This window comes from Rhizobacter sp. AJA081-3, assembly GCF_017795745.1.
Classification (GTDB): Bacteria; Pseudomonadota; Gammaproteobacteria; order Burkholderiales; family Burkholderiaceae_C; genus Piscinibacter.
The window spans coordinates 3,112,855-3,130,857 of sequence record NZ_CP059067.1 but is presented as its reverse complement, the minus strand read 5'-3'; the positions used below and the strand labels follow the sequence as shown (position 1 = coordinate 3,130,857).

At 60.8% G+C, this 18,003-nt stretch carries 23 protein-coding genes; 1 reads left to right on the top strand and 22 read right to left on the bottom strand.

Translation table 11 applies throughout. The annotated features are described in order from the left end of the window. Positions 1–676: 676 nt before the first annotated feature. From HZ992_RS14835 to HZ992_RS14770, 14 genes are all read right to left on the bottom strand, one after another. Positions 677–919 (bottom strand): hypothetical protein, encoded by a 243-nt coding sequence (locus HZ992_RS14835; protein WP_209382611.1) that lies wholly within the window; start codon positions 917–919, stop codon positions 677–679. Positions 920–1,127: 208 nt separating this feature from the next. Continuing rightward, entirely contained in the window at positions 1,128–1,427 is a 300-nt protein-coding gene (locus HZ992_RS14830) for a hypothetical protein (protein WP_209382610.1), read from the bottom strand. A 299-nt stretch (positions 1,428–1,726) separates the two neighbouring features. Next, entirely contained in the window at positions 1,727–2,386 is a 660-nt protein-coding gene (locus HZ992_RS14825; RefSeq protein ID WP_209382609.1) for a hypothetical protein, read from the bottom strand. A 153-nt stretch (positions 2,387–2,539) separates the two neighbouring features. After that, positions 2,540–3,031: a hypothetical protein gene (locus HZ992_RS14820; RefSeq protein ID WP_209382608.1), complete on the bottom strand. Its 492-nt coding sequence runs from the start codon at positions 3,029–3,031 to the stop codon at positions 2,540–2,542. Positions 3,032–3,718: 687 nt separating this feature from the next. After that, positions 3,719–4,183, bottom strand: a complete 465-nt coding sequence (locus tag HZ992_RS14815; protein WP_209382607.1) for a DUF6386 family protein — start codon at positions 4,181–4,183, stop codon at positions 3,719–3,721. Between the two features lie 137 nt (positions 4,184–4,320). Further along, positions 4,321–4,731 (bottom strand): hypothetical protein, encoded by a 411-nt coding sequence (locus HZ992_RS14810; RefSeq protein WP_209382606.1) that lies wholly within the window; start codon positions 4,729–4,731, stop codon positions 4,321–4,323. 157 nt (positions 4,732–4,888) lie between these two features. After that, entirely contained in the window at positions 4,889–5,368 is a 480-nt protein-coding gene (locus HZ992_RS14805) for a hypothetical protein (protein ID WP_209382605.1), read from the bottom strand. Positions 5,369–5,492: 124 nt separating this feature from the next. Beyond that, a complete protein-coding gene (locus tag HZ992_RS14800) occupies positions 5,493–5,918 on the bottom strand; it encodes a DUF1801 domain-containing protein (RefSeq protein ID WP_209382604.1) in 426 nt (141 codons plus the stop codon). Positions 5,919–6,080: 162 nt separating this feature from the next. Next, complete coding sequence (locus tag HZ992_RS14795) at positions 6,081–6,518, bottom strand: hypothetical protein (protein ID WP_209382603.1); 438 nt, start codon at positions 6,516–6,518, stop codon at positions 6,081–6,083. 158 nt (positions 6,519–6,676) lie between these two features. Beyond that, positions 6,677–7,087, bottom strand: a complete 411-nt coding sequence (locus tag HZ992_RS14790; protein ID WP_209382602.1) for a hypothetical protein — start codon at positions 7,085–7,087, stop codon at positions 6,677–6,679. Between the two features lie 128 nt (positions 7,088–7,215). Continuing rightward, positions 7,216–7,554: a hypothetical protein gene (locus tag HZ992_RS14785; protein ID WP_209382601.1), complete on the bottom strand. Its 339-nt coding sequence runs from the start codon at positions 7,552–7,554 to the stop codon at positions 7,216–7,218. Between the two features lie 774 nt (positions 7,555–8,328). Continuing rightward, positions 8,329–8,763: a GCN5 family acetyltransferase gene (locus HZ992_RS14780; protein WP_209382600.1), complete on the bottom strand. Its 435-nt coding sequence runs from the start codon at positions 8,761–8,763 to the stop codon at positions 8,329–8,331. Positions 8,764–8,893: 130 nt separating this feature from the next. Then, on the bottom strand, positions 8,894–9,229 hold the full coding sequence (locus tag HZ992_RS14775; protein WP_209382599.1) for a hypothetical protein: 336 nt from the start codon (positions 9,227–9,229) through the stop codon (positions 8,894–8,896). Positions 9,230–9,450: 221 nt separating this feature from the next. Further along, positions 9,451–9,867 carry a hypothetical protein gene (locus HZ992_RS14770; protein WP_209382598.1) on the bottom strand — a complete coding sequence of 139 codons (417 nt, stop codon included), beginning with the start codon at positions 9,865–9,867 and terminating at the stop codon, positions 9,451–9,453. An 885-nt stretch (positions 9,868–10,752) separates the two neighbouring features. Here HZ992_RS14770 and HZ992_RS14765 point away from each other — a divergent pair. Next, positions 10,753–11,217: a DUF1203 domain-containing protein gene (locus HZ992_RS14765; RefSeq protein WP_209382597.1), complete on the top strand. Its 465-nt coding sequence runs from the start codon at positions 10,753–10,755 to the stop codon at positions 11,215–11,217. A 168-nt stretch (positions 11,218–11,385) separates the two neighbouring features. Here HZ992_RS14765 and HZ992_RS14760 read toward each other — a convergent pair whose 3' ends face one another. The 8 genes from HZ992_RS14760 to HZ992_RS14725 all read right to left on the bottom strand — a co-directional run bounded on the left by HZ992_RS14760 (position 11,386) and on the right by HZ992_RS14725 (position 17,939). After that, positions 11,386–11,907 carry a hypothetical protein gene (locus HZ992_RS14760; protein WP_209382596.1) on the bottom strand — a complete coding sequence of 174 codons (522 nt, stop codon included), beginning with the start codon at positions 11,905–11,907 and terminating at the stop codon, positions 11,386–11,388. Between the two features lie 139 nt (positions 11,908–12,046). Then, entirely contained in the window at positions 12,047–12,790 is a 744-nt protein-coding gene (locus HZ992_RS14755; RefSeq protein WP_209382595.1) for a TRADD-N-associated membrane domain-containing protein, read from the bottom strand. 658 nt (positions 12,791–13,448) lie between these two features. Next, positions 13,449–14,168 (bottom strand): hypothetical protein, encoded by a 720-nt coding sequence (locus tag HZ992_RS14750; RefSeq protein WP_209382594.1) that lies wholly within the window; start codon positions 14,166–14,168, stop codon positions 13,449–13,451. Between the two features lie 128 nt (positions 14,169–14,296). Then, positions 14,297–14,701, bottom strand: a complete 405-nt coding sequence (locus HZ992_RS14745) for a hypothetical protein (RefSeq protein WP_209382593.1) — start codon at positions 14,699–14,701, stop codon at positions 14,297–14,299. A gap of 292 nt (positions 14,702–14,993) precedes the next feature. After that, positions 14,994–15,371, bottom strand: coding sequence for a hypothetical protein (locus HZ992_RS14740; RefSeq protein ID WP_209382592.1), 378 nt, complete (start codon positions 15,369–15,371; stop codon positions 14,994–14,996). Between the two features lie 134 nt (positions 15,372–15,505). Then, positions 15,506–16,018 carry a GNAT family N-acetyltransferase gene (locus tag HZ992_RS14735; protein ID WP_209382591.1) on the bottom strand — a complete coding sequence of 171 codons (513 nt, stop codon included), beginning with the start codon at positions 16,016–16,018 and terminating at the stop codon, positions 15,506–15,508. Between the two features lie 885 nt (positions 16,019–16,903). Beyond that, positions 16,904–17,332, bottom strand: a complete 429-nt coding sequence (locus HZ992_RS14730) for a rhodanese-like domain-containing protein (RefSeq protein ID WP_209382590.1) — start codon at positions 17,330–17,332, stop codon at positions 16,904–16,906. 193 nt (positions 17,333–17,525) lie between these two features. Continuing rightward, positions 17,526–17,939 carry a GNAT family N-acetyltransferase gene (locus HZ992_RS14725; protein ID WP_209382589.1) on the bottom strand — a complete coding sequence of 138 codons (414 nt, stop codon included), beginning with the start codon at positions 17,937–17,939 and terminating at the stop codon, positions 17,526–17,528. Between the last annotated feature and the right edge of the window lie 64 nt (positions 17,940–18,003).

Sequence of the window (18,003 nt, the reverse complement as noted above, 5' to 3'; positions counted from 1 at the left end):
CCAGCGAAGGGTTAGGCGTCACTGCCGGTGCGCACTTGCCGAAACCAAGTAGCGGAACGCGGTACGAAGAGCAATAGGACGGCGGCGACTTGAAGAAGCGCGCTGAGTCCGTCTCGCAACGTAGCCAAAGGGAAGCTCTGAAAGCGGTTCGACAGACTTGTGTGGAGTAGTTGGTCTGCGATGATGGTAAGCACCAGCGCTGCTAGAAGGTAACGCAGCCAAGAGACGCCCCTGAGTAGGAGGAGCGCAACCAATACCTGGAGTAGTGCCAGGATCCACACGCCAGGCTGAAAGGGAAGTTCCCAGCCCCGTGATGCCGGCGACAAGCTGAAGAGCACATGCGGCGAGACGGCACCAATCAGCGCGTCGGCTACTAGCAGCCCGAACGCTGCCCATAGTGCGAATGGTCTCCTGGCAGCCGAAGCGGTCTCGGTGGATTGCATTGAGTGCAGTCGCCGGACGAGAGTAGTGTGGTGACGCCTAACGTTTGAGCTGAGGCGCGAGCGCCGGTATGGTGCTTGGCCCGCGAGACGGATGATAAGAATGACTGGCTCGCGGGCCAAGTGCCATGCCGGTACGAGTCGGCTCCAGCGAAGGGTTAGGCCTCGGTGAGCAGCCGTGGCTTGACCGATTGGCCTTGTAGGGAACCGGCGGTGGCCGCCTGAGCGCACCGGGACTAGAGGTACTCAAGTGCTAGCCACAACACCACTGCGCCGAGCAAGACAAGCACCACCCGAGACGTGGACGTGCTGCGACCGGTGGACGGGAATGCGAGATCGGACAGCAGATCGGCTGTGCGATTGATGCCCAGCACGAACCCGGCGGCAAAGGCAATGCCAGCCAAGAACTTGAAGATGCTGCCTTGCTCGAAGTACTGGACACGGCTGTAGTGAAGGAAGCTCCAGGCGCCGTAGATCAAGGTGAGACCGCCAGCGCAAAGTGCACCTGCGAACACTCGGTCGAAGAGCGAAGGGGACGTTGAGCTGGAACGGGGCATTGTTTCCGAGGCCTAACGTTTGAGCTGAGCGGAGAGCGCCGGTGTGGCGCTTGGCCCGCGAGGCGAATGATGACAGTGAGCGCCTCGCGGGCCAAGTGCCATGCCGGTGCGAATCCGCTCGAGCGAAGGGTTAGGCGTCACCTTCTTGGCGTACCTGCTCTTTGCCAGCCTGTGTGGAAGCGGGCAAAGCGCCTAGTTGCTGCGCTTCGCGTTCCAGGCGCGGAATCAGCATTGCCTGGCGGATGCCCAAGATGAAGGCGACTGCCCCGATAGCGAGTGCCATTGCACTTGCGGTGAATCGCGTTGCCTCGCCAAGCAGCGGTGTATTTGCTAGGAGAAGCACGAAAGCGACGCAGGCGATGGACACCAGCTTGGCGCGGAATAGCCAACTCTTGGCTGTGGAGAGCGCCGTTGCTTCAGGTTGACTCAACTCTTGCTCCATATGGTGCGAGCCTGACCAAGCATTCTGCCTCCGCCCTACCTTCTCCAAGGAAACTCGCGCCTCAGCCGCGCGCATGCGCAGACTCCAGTGCTACTAGATGGCGAAGAACGCGAATGGCGCACGAGTGTTGCCAGTGACGCCTAACGTTTGAGCTGAGGCGCGAGCGCCGGTGTGGCGCTTGGCCCGCGAGACGGATGATAAGAACGACTGGCTCGCGGGCCAAGTGCCATGCCGGTGCGAGTCGGCTCCAGCGAAGGGTTAGACAACTCTGCTGTGCGATTCGCAGTTCACTCCTGAACACCCATGGTCCCCAAGAGAAGACGTTCTGCTCCGCGGCTGACGCGCAGGCGATAGCCTTGTTCTACCTTCGTGGCTCGAAGCCAAGAAAGTCCAGGCTCCTGAATCTCTAGGTCCGCATCGACCGTGTCTGGCCCAAGCCTGAAGTGGCCTCGAATGATGCCGGGACGATCTGAGTAGATGAGTACGAAGAAGTCGCGAGATGCGTCGTCGAGAAAGGCTGCTCCGGAAACGATCTTGGATTGATCCAGATCGTAGAAGAACGTCCCTATGCGCGCCAGTTTCATCGAAGAAGGTTCAGATCGAATCGTCGGATTGAGCATTTCGCCTGTGAGCGAGGATGCGTAGGGGCGGGCTGCTGATTCAAGTTGGCGAAGATCGAGTACGAAGTCCTCTCCAAGGATCACTGGCACGCTGTAGACGGCGGCGTCGGTCGGATTGCCGAAGATGGAGCCTTGCACAACGGGGAACCATGCGGTCAGCTTTCCAGCGTATGGAAGCAGCTCAATCTCGCGACCCTTGTTGTTTGTCGCGATCGCCTTGACAACAATCGCTTTGGACGACTCGGACGTGAGGGGTCTTACAACTGGCTTGGCTGCGCATCCAAGGAGCAGCGCACTTGAAAGCAGAATGAGGCCGACAAGGCGCATGGGAATCTCGTCCTGGAGTTGTCTAACGTTTGAGCTGAGGCGCGAGCGCCGGTGGGGCGCTTGGCCCGCGAGACGGATGATAAGAACGGCTGGCTCGCGGGCCAAGTGCCACGCCGGTGCGAGTCGGCTCCAGCGAAGGGTTAGGCCTGCCCGCTACTTGGAGATTACTGCCGTCACTGGCTTGCCAGTGCTGGTGTCTTCGATCCACACCGAAGACTTTTCCTTTGTCAGTTCGCCCTTGACTTCGTAAGTGCGGCCGGCTTCAGCTGTGAAATCGACAGTTCCTTCCACCGAGAAGAACGTACCGGCCATTTGACTCGCCATGGCGTGGATTGGGGCGCCTGTCGCATGACTGCCCCGAATGAGGACCTTCATGGGGCGCGCCTGCACCTTGCGTTCTGGATAGACGGTGGTCAGGCTAGCGCCACGACCGTAGCTCGCGTTAGCACTCGCCGAGAAAGCGTTGTTGATGCGATTGCCGTCAATCGCCATGAGCGCAAACATTCTCGCCTTCGTTCCATCCTCTGAGGTGCCGGTGTCGGTGACTGAAGCGGTTGGGCCTGTGTACTCTTTGGGAACCGGCTCGTAGGTTGCACATGCACCGAGGCCAAGTGACAGAGCCAGAGCAGCGATCAGTTTCCGCATGAAGTTCTTCTCCCGAGGTTCTTAGGTACAGGTTGGCAGTGAGGTAGCAGGTAGGCCTAACGTTTGAGCTGAGCGGGCCGACGCCGGGATGGCGCTTGGCCCGCTGGACGGATGATGAACCACTCCGGGAAGCGGGCCAAGCGCCAGGCCGGTGGCGGTCCGCTCCAGCGAAGGGTTAGGCCTCGCGCCGGAGCCGCAGCCGGGTGCCGCAGTGGACGCAGCAAACCTCTCGGCCCGACAACTCGCTAGGGAAGAAGACGTCTTTGACTCGCTTCCACAGCGGCAGCGCTTGGATACGCTGGTTCTCCGGATTGTCGGCATTCCAAGTTAAGAGGACACGCTTCGCGCAGATGGGGCAGCGAAGCCACAAGGCAATGGCGAAGACGCTGGAGCCGCAGACTGCTAGCACGCCGAAAGCGACGGCAATTGAGCTCTTGGGAAGTGTGTGTGTGAACCGCGAAGAGAGAAGAAGAACAAGAAACGCCACAACGGACCAACGTGCCATCGCCACCAGAGCGGCAGAGGCTAGGTACCATTTGTAGTGCGGCAGATATCGCATTCGCGAGGCCTAACGTTTGAGCTGAGCGGGCCGACGCAGGGAAGGTGCTTGGCCCGCGAGACGGATGATGACCTTAACCGGCTCGCGGGCCAAGTGCCTTGCCGGTGGAGGTCCGCTCCAGCGAATGGTTAGGCTGCACTCTCAGCAAGACGCAGCGGTGAGGTGAAGCCGTTGCCTGACCGAGCCTGCGAGAGTGACAGGCTCATACGCAGAGCGCGGGCACCTTGCCTGGCGAGACTCAACTGGTACGTGCCCGGTTGGATACTGAGCAAGAGCCCACCGCGAGAGCAATCGGGTTCCATTCCTTCAGCAGTCGTCTCCTCTGCTGCACCTACGAAGACACTCCCGCTCGGGCAAGACAGAACAAGGACCAGGCTTGGGCTGGGAATGACTTCTTCTTCGAGCGTGCCCGAGTAGCTGCCATCAGCGCCCAGGTCGATGAATGCAGCATTGGAGGCATTGAGTTCCGACAGCTGGACACTCGGTGGGTGAACCCACCAATCGGCGTCTTCTTCGAATCGGTGCCGGAGTGCCGCCAGATCGAATACGCAGAGCGTCGATGTGTCGGTCGTGAACTGGAACTGGGTGGACACGGGTGATGCCTGTGCAGCCTAACGTTTGAGCTGAGCGGGCCGGAACCGGGATGGTGCTTGGCCTGCGAGGCGCATGCTAAGCCTGAGCGCTTCGCGGGCCAAGTGCCAGGCCGGTGGAGGTCCGCTCGAGCGAAGGGTTAGGCCGCACTTTGCGGGAGCCGCAAGAACTTGGCGTTGGATGCAGCTGATGCAGCGAGCTTGAGCAGGACCTCCGCTGCCAGGTACCTAGCCGGTGCCCAGGAAGGATGCGACATGGCCACGAGATTGGTGTCCGCGCCGCTGCCACTTGGAAGGACTTGGGTGTCGATCGGGTCTAGTGCTGCGGCAAGTGCTTGAACCCAGGCTTCTTCGTCTGGAGTGAGATAGCCGCGGCCTACCAAATACTTGCCAGCCTGAACGTCTTCCTTGAGCTCCCACGCTACGTTGTAGTTGCCCATGAGGCGGCACTGTTCTTCTGGTGAAGACGAGAGCATTTCAACAGCGTTCAGGAAGATGCGGAAGGAGCTGTGAAACTCTTCCTCATCGGTGGCAATGTCTTGATCGCTCATGGGTGCAATGCTCGTGGGCTGTGCGGCCTAACGTTTGAGCTGAGCGGGCCGGCGCCGGGATGGCGGTTGGCCCGCGAGGCGGATGCTAACCATGAGAGCCTCGCGGGCCAAGTGCCAGGCCGGTGGAGGTCCGCTCCAGCGAAGGGTTAGGCGTCATTCACTCGTACTTGCATTCCAGCGGCCATGGTGTACCAAGGCCGGACTTGGCCACGGTGTCTTGTACGACGCGCACGCAGCCGGGAGCCAGTGACTTCACTAGCAAGAACTCTGGTGCTGGGCAGGTGCCAGGATCGCCCCGAACGACGTTGCCGTTCTTGAACAAGCAAGCAAGTACCGTCGAATTGGGCTCGTGTTCAGACCAGATTCGTATTGGGTCACCCCTGACTACTTCGGTGAGTGAGACGACGACCCACTTGCCCTCATTGGGAGCCAACATTACCTGGCAACCTGTGTAGTTCGAGTCAATGTCTTTGGCGCGTGGAAATATCCGCAAGACCATGCCATGGTTCATTTCTTCACCAGCCGACTCAGGTGGTGACGACAGCTGGCAATTCGTTCCCACGGGACGCTGAACGTCAGCGGCAAACACCTGCAAGCATGAAGCCAAGGCGCAGAGCAGTACGGTTGCGTGTTTCATGACGCCTAACGTTTGAGCTGAGCGGGCCGACGCCGGAATGGTGCTTGGCCCGCGAGGCGCATGCTAAGCCTGAGCGCTTCGCGGGCCAAGTGCCAGGCCGGTGGCGGTCCGCTCCAGCGAAGGGTTAGGCGTCGCTGCTTGGGTGAAGGCGATGAACCTCGGCGTACGACTCGGCAACGAGCTGCTCCAGCACTTTAAGATCAACGTCCGCCAGGCGCTTGATGGACAGACATGACTTACCCATCTTGTGTCTGCCCAGCCGCGACAGAAGTTCCTGTTGAGACGGCCCGCTTGCCACCAGGTAGACGCTGATGTCGCCTTTGCGGGCGGCAAAGCCTGTGGCGCAAGACTCGCCCGAACGACCAGTGGCGTAGCTGTACGGGTACTTGCCAAAGCCTACGATGCTTGAGCCCACATCACTGGGGCTTGCTGTGGCGCGGCGCATGAGCTTGAGCAACGACTCGGCGTCCCCGCGGCGCTCAGGGTCGGCGATTGCATCGATGTACCGCTCCACCGACGCTTGCGTTGGCTTGGTCTTCGCTTCAGCCATGAGCACCTCGCATGTGCGGGTTGCGACGCCTAACGTTTGAGCTGAGCGGGCCGACGCCGGGAAGGCACTTGGCCCGCGAGACGGATGATGACCTTGACCGGCTCGCGGGCCAAGTGCCTTGCCGGTGGAGGTCCGCTCGAGCGAAGGGTTAGGCCTCACCTGCTATTTGTTGATGATTGACTCGACGTTGCTAACAATCTCGGCTACTGAGATCGTGAAGACGCCGGCATTCCCCTCTTCGAATGCCTTTCGCCAGGTTTCATAGCCTTCACGGTACTCGGGGTTAACCGGCGCGGTTCCGACCAACTTGGTGACAGAGGCTTGAAGCGTGGTTCGGGATACCGGGAAGTGCGGTAGCTCGGTAGACATTCCACCCGGAGCGTGCTTGTTCCTAACGCGCACATCGCGAACGCTCACATGAAAGACTTCACCAAGCTTCGGCTGAACCTCGACCTTATTGATGAGCAACGTGGAGTTCGGCTCGGAGGCGCGTGTGCGGTAGTGCCAAACCTGACCTTCAGAGAACTGCTGAACCTGTGCGTCTGACATTGTTGGGACTGCCACGATGGCAAGTGCGAGTAGGTGTTGGAGGAGGTGCATCTGGAATCGTGCTCCCTGAACGGACGGCTCCATGTGAGGCCTAACGTTTGAGCTGAGCCGACCGTGGAGGCAAGGCGCTCTGGCCGACCAGAGCAACATGGTACTGGGCTGTGGGCGGCCAGAGCGCCTTGCCGGAGCGGGTCGGCTCGAGCGAAGGGTTAGGCCGCAAGTTTTGACCGCCGAGCGGCTTGCCACTGGGTAACTCGTTCGAGCACGAGATGAAGCCGCTGTTCTTGAGCCTCCGATAAGGGTGCTTGCTTGACCTTGCGGAGTAGAGCCTTGTACATGTAGCCAGACCGAAAGAAGTATGGCCGGCACTCGAGGAAGCAGAGGGCGACTTCGATTGTGTTCGGTTCCCCGGCCAAGATGCGCTCATGCGCCCCCTCATACCCGCCGGGGAACGCAAGTTCTTCGTAGCGCCGATGAAACTCGGCGCAAGCGCTCTTCCAATCGTCCAGGGCCTTGGCGTTCTTGCCGCGGTTGCGTACGGTCTCATCGATCCTTTGGTTGAGACGCGTGATCTCTTTGGCGTTCGCCATCAACTGCTGCTTGATGTCCTCCGGTGTCACCGTGTGCGGCCTAACGTTTGAGCTGAGCGGAGAGCGCCGGGATAGCGCTTGGCCCGCGAGGCGGATGATGACCTGAAGCGCCTCGCGGGCCAAGTGCTATGCCGGTGCGAGTCCGCTCCAGCGAAGGGTTAGGCCGCACTCGCGATGCCCCACACCACCGCAGATGCAGCGAACACCAGGCAAGTGCCGAGCAATCTCCTGGACCGACACCACCCGGCAACAAGTGCCATGAGCAATAACGTTGTTGAAGCCAAGCCATTGAGTGCGGCAGTGCGCGCGTAGATCTCAGCATTGGCGTAGTTGCGCGCACCGGCGGCAGGGCCTTCCGAACCGAATGGATACGTTGCCAGTATTGCTGGGTCGGCCACGTAACCGACGACATACCACTCTCGAAGAAGCACAAGGGAAAACAGGGCGAGGTAGAGGACCAGCACTAGCCATGCAAGCCAGAACTTCCAGGTCGGCACTTTGGCTGTTGTGTGCATTGGCGTACGAGCTTAGGGCGGAGGGGGCGCGGGCGCTGTTGGTTGTGCGGCCTAACGTTTGAGCTGAGCGGGCGAGCGCCGGGATGGTGCTTGGCCCGCGAGGCGGATGCTAAGCCTGAGAGCCTCGCGGGCCAAGTGCCATGCCGGTGCGAGTCCGCTCCAGCGAAGGGTTAGGCGTCACTGCGCCTGCCGCGGCGCCATGAGTTCTAAGCCATACGACACGCAGTTTTCGAAGCTGCGCTCCGAACATTCGGGTTCAGGCAGTTCTTGGGCTGCGCAGGCATCGCCGTACAGAAGCAGCCAGCCGGCGACATTGCCGCTAGGCGGCCCTTGAGAAACCTCTAGTGTGAGCCGCTGATCGGATTGCCGCCAAGAGAGCCGCAGTTCGGCTCGTTCACCGATCGCACGACAGACCCAGGCCCTCGACTCGCCAATTGAAGAGGCAGTGGATACCTCTAGCCCTGACTGGAGCGCCAATCTTTCCAAGAGTGCCCGAGCTTGGAGCGCGTTCATGGGGATGGATTTCGTTCAGCCTCAAAGGCGGGCATGACTCGCGACGTCCGAGGCCATTCAGACGAGCCTGGGCGAGCAGTGAATTCGACTGGCACTACACGGTCCCGAGGTGGTTCTTGTGATGCCTAACGTTTGAGCTGAGGCGCGAGCGCCGGTATGGCGCTTGGCCCGCTGTACGGATGATGGACCACTCCGGGAAGCGGGCCAAGTGCCATGCCGGTGCGAGTCGGCTCCGGCGAAGGGTTAGGCATCACCGCGCGGAGCCAAGCCACGAATGATTTCGAGGCGATTGGAGGGTGCCGGAGGGGAGAAGAAGTCTGGGATTGTTCGATGATCCCGGCGAGGCCTCGACAAGAAGCTGACCGCCCATTCGGCCACGCGCTCACGAACGACGTGGACAAACACGCCGGGTTCAGACTCATCGATGAACTCTCGCTGAAGGACGAGTGCGATTGGCTTTTCTGCTCCGGCGGTCGCGTCCGAGAAGGCAAGTGCCTCTTCGTATGACGCGAACGGGAAGTAGTAGTCGTTGCCTTGATCCAGATCCGTGGCTCCGCGCTCTGGATGACACCAGACTCTGTATTCGAGCACCTCGTCCCACACGTAGCCGCCACCGGACTTTGCCAAGGCTGGATACATACCGACTTTGGATGGATCAAGCACTGCGGGATAGCGCATGGCTCGTGATGCCTAACGTTTGAGCTGAGGCGCGAGCGCCGGGATGGTGCTTGGCCCGCGAGGCCGATGATAAGAACCACGGGCTCGCGGGCCAAGTGCCATCCCGGTGCGAGTCGGCTCCAGCGAAGGGTTAGGCGTCATTCCGATAGTAGGCGGGAGGTGATGGATGATCGAGTGCTCCGGAAGCGACCAGGGATTCGATGTCTGGCGGGAGCATCCCTCTGAGTCTTGTGTAGTAAGCCTCTGCCATGACCTCATAGGCACCGCCGTCACCTTGACTGCCCAGAAAGCCTCGCAGCGCGGCCAGATTGGGGAAGTGCTCTGGTTGATGAAAGAAGCGCACCAACTCACCCAAAACTTGATTGACGAAGAGGAGATCTTGCAAAGGGACCTGAACCGTTCGTCCTTCTGCCGCGTTCGTCAGTCCGTACTCGACCAATTCGCGGATGGTGGGTGAGTCGGGCATGGCGTTGTGATTGGTGCTTGCTAAGGACTGGTGGGGCGATGCGATGCGGCCGCGATGACGTCTAACGTTTGAGCTGAGGCGCGAGCGCCGGGATGGCGCTTGGCCCGCCGGATGGATGATGTACCACTCCAGGAGGCGGGCCAAGTACCATGCCGGTGCGAGTCGGCTCCAGCGAAGGGTTAGGCGTCAGTGCTCGTTCGTGGAACTGGCTGGCGAGGTGGCTATCGACTGCGCGAGTGGTAGCCAGCTTTGCACTGGCGACAGTACCAAGTGCCTGAGTTCTGGCCGGGTTGTAAGCGTACGCGCTTGGAGTCCGCATCATGGCAACGCTGACAGAACGGGCCATCTCGCCCTCCGGCGTCGTCGGCTTGCCAGTAAACAGCTCCATCGAACGACAGTGCTTGCGCGCCCTTCAGCTTTGCCTCGAGGTCGCGGATTTGCTGCTCTCTCGCTGCCATTCCTTCCTGAAGCGTGGCCATTTCGATCCTGGCGTCAGCCAGTGCACTAATGAGGTCGGCAAGCTTCAGCTTTAGCTCAGCCTTCTCCAGGGAAATATCGCTGTCCTTGATGAACTTCGCGATCTCCGTCGCAGCCTTGAGCGAACCAACTGCCGCAGAGATAGTGGTGAGATCAACCATGCGAACCCTTTGACGCCTAACGTTTGAGCTGAGCGGAGAGCGCCGGTATGGTGCTTGGCCCGCGAGGCGAATGATGACAGTGAGCGCCTTGCGGGCCAAGTGCCATGCCGGTGCGAGTCCGCTCCAGCGAAGGGTTAGGCCTCATTACTGCGGTGTGCTACTTGGCGGCCAAACGCGTAGCCCACCCGAGACCGAAGAGCCAGCCGCTAGAGAGGTGAAATGCGAGGTAGATGGGTGGCGGGAATTCCTGCTTCTTCAGTCTTCGCCGGAGCAGAAAGCCCGCACTCGGAAGAAGACAAGAATGGGTAGGTTGTGGATGAGAGAAACCGTCTGTGGCAGCGAGCCAGTCACCAGCCCGCGAGTGACCACGTACCCAATGAAGAAAGTAGTGAGGAACGCGACTGTGTTGAGTGAGCGAAGGCTCCTTCGTTCTTCGCGGTGCGCACTGGGTGCTATCGGATCTGTGCTTCGGCGGGCAAGTTCTGCCGCATGTATGTCTTTTCCCGTTGCTGTGGCCGGGAATCCGCAAGAAGCACGCAGAGAAGTTCCTGCCCGATTTGAGGCTTGGCAGACGTGGCAGCTCCACTGATACTGAGGGGCGTTCATGAGTCTGTGCGATAGGCAGAGTGGCTGTACTGAGGCCTAACGTTTGAGCTGAGCGGGCCGACGCCGGGATGGCGCTTGGGCCGCGAGGCGGATGCTAAGCCTGAGAGCCTCGCGGCCCAAGTGCCAGGCCGGTGGAGGTCCGCTCCAGCGAAGGGTTAGGCAGCGCTGCTTGAACTGGGCTCGGGGCTGACGTGTCCGGAAGCGGCCAGACCGTTGGCGAGCTTGCTGTTGGAATGCGCACAACGGCGAGGATGGCTCGTTGCAGACGGGAGCGGCAAAGTGAAGCTTGCAGTGCGCGGAATTGACTCGGATATCGTGAGCCTGGTGCGCAAGGGTGGCGAAGATGCGAACGGCCAGCGGGCAGTGCGCGCCAAGGCTGTTGGACTGGCCAACCCGTGTAGGCACTGCCTGCAATTGATTGCCGAGGGCGACGACAAGTTGGTGCTGGCGTACCGGCCATTTAGCAGACTGCAGCCGTACGCGGAAGTTGGACCAATCTTCCTGCACCAGCGTGCGTGCAAGAGGTACGAGGCAGAAGGATTGCCGGTATGGTTTGCCTACCTGCAACCTGCGCTGATAAGGGGTTACGGGCACGACGACTGGATCCGCTACGAGACCGGTAACGTGGTGGCTGGAAGCGAGCTTGGTGCCGAGTGCGAGCGAATACTGAGCAACCCCGATGTGGCCTATGTTCATATTCGCTCGAAGTACAACTGCTTCCAGTGTCGTGTTGACCGAGCGTAGGCCGAACACGAGGTCGCCCGCGCTGCCTAACGTTTGAGCTGAGCGGGCCGACGCCGGAATGGCGCTTGGCCCGCTGGACGGATGATGTACCACTCCGGGAAGCGGGCCAAGTGCCAGGCCGGTGGCGGTCCGCTCCAGCGAAGGGTTAGGCCTCGGTGAACTACGGCCTCAACGCTTGTTAAAGAGCTGAGCAAGCAATTCGCGTAACCAACTCCGCTTCGCTTGCGGAAAGGGCAGAGAGGCTTGTATCGGCTGTACTGGGAGGAGTAGAGGCACCCTAGAGGCGTGTTCAGAAGTTGAGGCTTCGGCAGGCTCAGAAGGCAGTTCTTGCTGGCCTGGAAGATCGGAATTCACTGAAGCAGCTTCTTGAGAAGCGCGCAGGCGATGGAGCGTACCGATGACACCGCCCAGCTGCGGGCAGATGTTGAACTGAAATGGCTCATCGTCAATGCGCAGCTGCGCAAAGCCATGTTTTCGACCCGATGGGTCCAGGCCGAGCAAGCGAGTTAGCGACTCAAACACTGCACGGGCTTCATGCTCTTCCAACCGTAAGAGTGACAGGCTGTTAGAACTACGAATGCACGCCGTGGGCGTGCCGTAGAAGTCAATCTCTATGCAGATCGGGTTGCAACTCCACTGGAGCGCGAGTTGCAGATGCGGATGAAGCTGCGTTCTTGCGACCGATTGCATGATGCCTGGCGTGTGCGAGGCCTAACGTTTGAGCTGAGGCGCGAGCGCCGGGATGGCGCTTGGCCCGCGAGGCCGATGATAAGAACCACGGCTTCGCGGGCCAAGTGCCATGCCGGTGCGAGTCGGCTCCAGCGAAGGGTTAGGCATCAGCTCCGGCGGGTGGAAGTTTCGGTGGAGCCGCATAGAGGCCGAGCAACTGTTTGGCCAACTCCGCTGTGGTTTGGTCTCGAAGCGCGGCGCTCGAATCGGGGATGTTTGAAATGACTTGTACTGCCATGCCGACAGCGTTGATGCGCTCAAGCACCTGTACATAGTCTTTGGACTGCGTCAGGATCGATCGATAGATCAGAAGAAGCGAGCCGCCGATAAACGAGATGATGACGCCAGACGCGGAGGCGACAATTGCCACCGGCAGGCGATCAGGTGTCTGAAATGCGTGCCAAAGACCGTACAGGATGAATGCAAAACCGACGACCATAACGAAGAGAGTCAGCCAGTAGATCGAGCGAACTTGCCCGAGGTTGCGATCGAGATAGCTCTCCAGCTTCGTACGTGCGAGATCCCAGGCAAGTTGGGGCTTCTCCGGATTCTCCCGAACGCTCTCTTCGACCTTCTCGATCTTTGTCTTTCGCGCCTCCTCCTCGAGTAAGTTCTGATATGCGATGACTCCAAACGTCAGTATGGCCGCCGTCGCAGCAAGAGCGCCGGCGATGGTCTCGGAAAGCTTCTTCTCCAAACCCGCCGGCTGAACAACGGCGACGATCAGTACGGCGAGTCCCACCAAGATGATGCTTCCAGCGATCGTCAGCCGGACACGCTTCTCGCCACGGAACCAGGCCTTGTACAGGACTTGTATTGCGGACATGTAGGGTTCGTAGATCATGGGTTCTGATGCCTAACGTTTGAGCTGAGGGGCGAGCGCCGGGATGGCGCTTGGCCCGCGAGGCGAATGATGACAGTGAGCGGCTCGCGGGCCAAGTGCCTTGCCGGTGCGAGTCCACTCGAGCGACCGGTTAGGCAGCACTGCTCGAGGCGAACCCAGCCGATGCGAGAGAGCGAGGCACACAGGCATTGCCTTTCACTTCTGGCCGCTGTTGCGCCAGCGCGGGGAACTGGAGCAAGCGCCGCTCAGTCCGCCGCCATCGCCGGCGGTGAACGAGGGCAGAGCCTTCCGAGTGGCGGCGGCACCACGGACTGACTGAAGCCAGTGCATCGAGAGACAGAGGCTCGTGGCCGCGAAGCGCTGCCAACTGAGCAGACTTGGCAGTTGCGCCGACCGTGGCGCTTGAGCATTGCCACTCAGTCTTCGGCGAAGCTGCGCAGACGTGGCCAGCGAGTGCATTGGGTCTTTGGCGGCGACTGCCGCCCAGCGACGGTGGCGAGCACCTTCAGCGTTCCGTGGTGCTGCCTAACGTTTGAGCTGAGCGGGCCGACGCCGGAATGGTGCTTGGCCCGCTGGACGGATGATGTACCACTCCGGGAAGCGGGCCAAGTGCCAGGCCGGTGGAGGTCCGCTCCAGCGAAGGGTTAGCCGTCTCCGACTAGAAGCCGAGTACCGAGCGACGATAGAGCGTGAGCAGCGTTCCGAACAAGAGAAAGGTGCCTAAGCCAGCAATGAGCCAGCTCCAAATCTTCTCGTTGCGTTCTGAGGCACGAGACTCAAAGGTCGAATACGGGCGGAGCGGGCCGAAGGCGAAGAGGTACAGCCAAAGCAAAGTGAAGGCTGCAAGGAGGAAAGGGAAGTACGTAGACTTTGCATCGGCGGCGAATAGTCCGTACATCATCCAGCCGCCAAGGCCTATGCCGATACCCCAGCCAGCAGAGGATGGATGAGCCAGCGAGTTCCATGTCTTATGCGGTTCAAGCACGCGCAAGAGCCCATCGCGTACCCCAAGAACCAGCTCTCTCGCGTTGGGCGCTGCAGCGGATACGGCGAGCGTGGAGAACAGGCGCCCCTTCGAGAATCTCACGCGAACGCGCATGCGCTGACCGTCTTCCCTGTAGGGGGAGTCCAGTTCGACCTCGACCTGAGATGTGCTGTCGGCAAACTTTGTGGCGCTCATCTGCTCGACTGACGCGAGCTTCTCGGTGCCCAAGCTATCCTCAATCTGCAGGGAGTACCGCTTGCGTATCTCTTCTTCTGATGTCTGCAACGCATCGGAGAAGCGCTTGACGAGGTACTTCTCCAGCGCTTCCAGGAGGTCTTTGTTGACCTTGAGCGATGGCAACGCTTGCTCGTGGGAGAAGGCTGGCTGCTGCATTTGAGACGGCTAACGTTTGAGCTGAGCGGGCCGACGCCGGAATGGTGCTTGGGCCGCGAGGCGAATGCTAAGCCTGAGCGCCTCGCGGCCCAAGTGCCAGGCCGGTGGCGGTCCGCTCCAGCGAAGGGTTAGGCAGCGCTGCGCCTGGCCAAGAACCCGCCGATGCGGGACCTAACAATTCCCTCGATATTGGAAAGGTCTGCGCCATCCCAATAATGCTGCGTACCAATTTCGAGCAGATCATCCAGCGCAAAGAACAGAAGGTAGAAGTCATACAGTTCCTGCAGCATGTCCGCTGCAATGCAGAGATCCTTGACTGTTGACAGCGCCTCTCGCATGGCAGTCTTGCCCAGCAAGAAGTCTTGAAGCACTTCAGCTGCGTAGGAAGCGACAGCCTCCGTCTCCTCTGCCGGTCTCACTCCGAGTTCCTCAAGCGCTCGGTCTCGAAAGTCAGCGACTTCGAAGTGATTCAGCGTGCCTGAAAGTGATGCGAGCATCTGCAGGTACTCGCCTGAGTGACCGAGTTCAAGCATGCCGATGGCCCATTCAACGCACGGCCTGCCAGCGGAAAGTTGGAGGGCTTTGTCCGAGAGGACTCGGGCCGTAGAAATCATGGCTATAAATGGGCGCGGTGGATGCCTGCGCTGCCTAACGTTTGAGCTGAGCGGGCCGACACCGGAATGGCGCTTGGCCCGCGAGGCGGATGCTAAGCCTGGGCGCCTCGCGGGCCAAGTGCCAGGCCGGTGGAGGTCCGCTCGAGCGAAGGGTTAGGCCGCACTCTCTGCGCCAGGCGGTGGAGCCCTTGGCGAGGTGTGGCGAGTAGTGTTACGCCTGCGAAATTGCCTCGATGCGTACAAGCAGGGCTTGGGTTTCTTGACTCCCGACCTCGCCAAGGATGGAGACGACAGTTGCAGCCGCGACGGGCGACAGTGACTTGACGTCCTCCACTCGCAGCGTGCCAGACTGAAGCATCTGAGCAACCGCCTCTCCCGCAGTTTGCTGCAGCCACTCATGGCGAAGCGGATCTGCCGCGTGAGAGAGCACCAACCCTTTTGACTCGGCATCGAGCTCGACCGAGAGGCGTTCAATTGCAGCCGCTCGCTCCTGCAGGGGCGCGTTCGGACTGCGCAAAGTGGCTTTCGCTGCAGCAATGAGGCTCTCTGGTGAGGGGTCGCCAAAGGCTCTTCGAAGTTGCTCGAACATGGGTTTGTGCGGCCTAACGTTTGAGCTGAGCGGGCCGGAACCGGCGTGGCGCTTGGCCCGCGAGGCGAATGATAGACAGCGGGCGCCGCGCGGGCCAAGTGCCATGCCGGTGGAGGTCCGCCTCGAGCGAAGGGTTAGGCCGCAGTGGGTGGCGGGAGGCGGAAGACATCGCGTTCCAGCCCATCGGGAAACAGCCGCCGGCCGATGACTTGACCGCCAAGCCGAGCGGCCAAGCCCCGAGCGACGGTGTTGCTGTCGTTCATGTACGTTTGAACCTCTTGCCAGCCGAACACCTGATACGCATGGCGGATTGCCGCGCAGGAGGCTTCAACGGCTACGCCTTTGCTGCGCGCAGCCGGAAGTAACCACCATGTGAGCTCTCTCGGCCAGCCCTTGCCCTGCCAAAAGCCACAAGTGCCTACGATGGCTTGATCTTCCTTGAGCTCAACGGCCCAGACGCCAAACCCTTGGAGATGCCAGCTTCCCAGATCGGTGGCCAGACGCGCCCAAGCTTGCCCGGCAGACAACGGGCCACCGTAGTGTTGCGATGCCGATGCGTCGGTGTAGAAGGCTTCGTATGCTGCTTCGCAGGCGCTCGTTGGCGGGACAAGCCTCAAGCGATCGGTCTCCAGAGTAGGAATGAGCATGCGAGGGGCGCGAGCGTTGGTTTCTGCGGCCTAACGTTTGAGCTGAGGCGCGAGCGCCGGGATGGCGCTTGGCCCGCCGGATGGATGATGAACCACTCCAGTAGGCGGGCCAAGTGCCATGCCGGTGCGAGTCGGCTCCAGCGAAGGGTTAGGGCTCATTCTTCACCGGTACGGCGGATGGAATTGAGCGGTGCATGCTGCGCAGTATTGGAAGCGCTTGCTCGGTCGGGACCAGTTCGAATCGCACTCCAGCGTCGACAATGCTTCCGTACGATTGAGAGACGAATGTCACGTATCGGCCCACCCATAGCGGCTCAAGCGAGGTTCTGGTTTCGTATGACGTGAGGTTCCATGCTGCTAGGAAGTAGATCGCACCGGCCTCTAGCTCTACGCTGGTCTCGGAACTCCATGTGTTCGCCTCCTTTGGCCCCGGTGACAACGCTATGACATGGCGGCCCGGCTTGAGGGAGAACGAGTCGTACTGCTCTCTGCCGAGAAGGGACTGAGCTATGCCGTCTACAAGCAATGTCGGACGCTCGCCGTTCAATGATTCCGCGAAGTCTGGGCGGAAAACGTACAGCCTCGCACTCCCAGGTGGTGGTGCCTCGACTCCGGAGAACGGGACACCATGCGGAATCTTTGGAGGGGGAGGCCTTGACGCACAGGCCGCTAAGGCAAGGGTAGCGAAGCAGAGCACGGCGGCGGTGATGTTCCGTGGCATGCGTATGAGCCCTAACGTTTGAGCTGAGCGGGCCGACGCCGGGATGGCGCTTGGCCCGCTGGACGGATGATGTACCACTCCGGGAAGCGGGCCAAGTGCCAGGCCGGTGGCGGTCCGCTCCAGCGAAGGGTTAGGCCGCACTGTGCAGCCTGCCCAAGCCGTGGCTAGCCTTGCACCGTCGGGAGCCCGGCCGATGACCAGCCTTCGATGCCGGACTTCATGTTCGCCACGTTGGTGAAGCCGGCCTGGACAAGGATATGGGTTGCCTCTGGACCGGTAGAAGTACCGTCGCCGCAGTAAACGACGATGCGGCTTTCCTTGGCGGCCAACAGCGACGCTGGAATGCCGACGCGAAGGACCTCAAGTGAAATCAGTGCTGCGTTCGGGAGATGCCGCGCCTTGAACTGCTTCTCGGTACGAACGTCGATGACCTTCGCGCCAGCATCAATGAGCGCCTTTGCGCTCGCCAGGTCGACCTCCGGCACGGTGTAGTGCACAGAGGGCTTCTTGTTGGTGGCGACGAACCACATGACGCCGACGCCGGCCAGGGCCAGTGTGAGGAGATCTCTGCGATTGACTGAGCGCGCTGCCATGTGTGCTCCCTGGGTGTAGTGCGGCCTAACGTTTGAGCTGAGCGGGCCGACGCCGGGATGGCGCTTGGCCCGCGAGGCGCATGCTAAGCCTGAGCGCTTCGCGGGCCAAGTGCCAGGTCGGTGGAGGTCCGCTCCAGAGAAGGGTTAGGCCGCATGCTTTGCTCGCCGCGAGGAGCCATTGGATCTTGCCGACTCAGCTACTCGCTGACGGCTTGACCTTGCCTGGACGCTCCATGGCCACCGTCGAGCGGGAGAAGCCCAACTTCTCGTAGAAAGTAGCTAGACCGTCCGAGCGACCCGCTCGCAGTACCCATGTCATTCGCTCATTGTTTCCCATGGCCGCGAGTACGAGTGCTCTGCCCACGCCTTGACGCTGATACGCAGGATGAACGACGACCATAGAGATATAGCCGTTGGTGAGGCCATCGGTGAGTGCGCGCAGAAAGCCAACTACTTCTCCCTCGCGGACCGCTACCAGCGAAAGCTGTGACTGCGTGACCAGCAACGCGAACTCTTCCGGAGTGGCGACCTGGCGATCCCAGCCCGCGCCGACGAGCAGTTTCCGCGCGTACTCGAGTTCGTGCGGCTGAATCGCTCGGACTTGCATATGCGGCCTAACGTTTGAGCTGAGGCGCGAGCGCCGGGATGGCGCTTGGCCCGCCGGATGGATG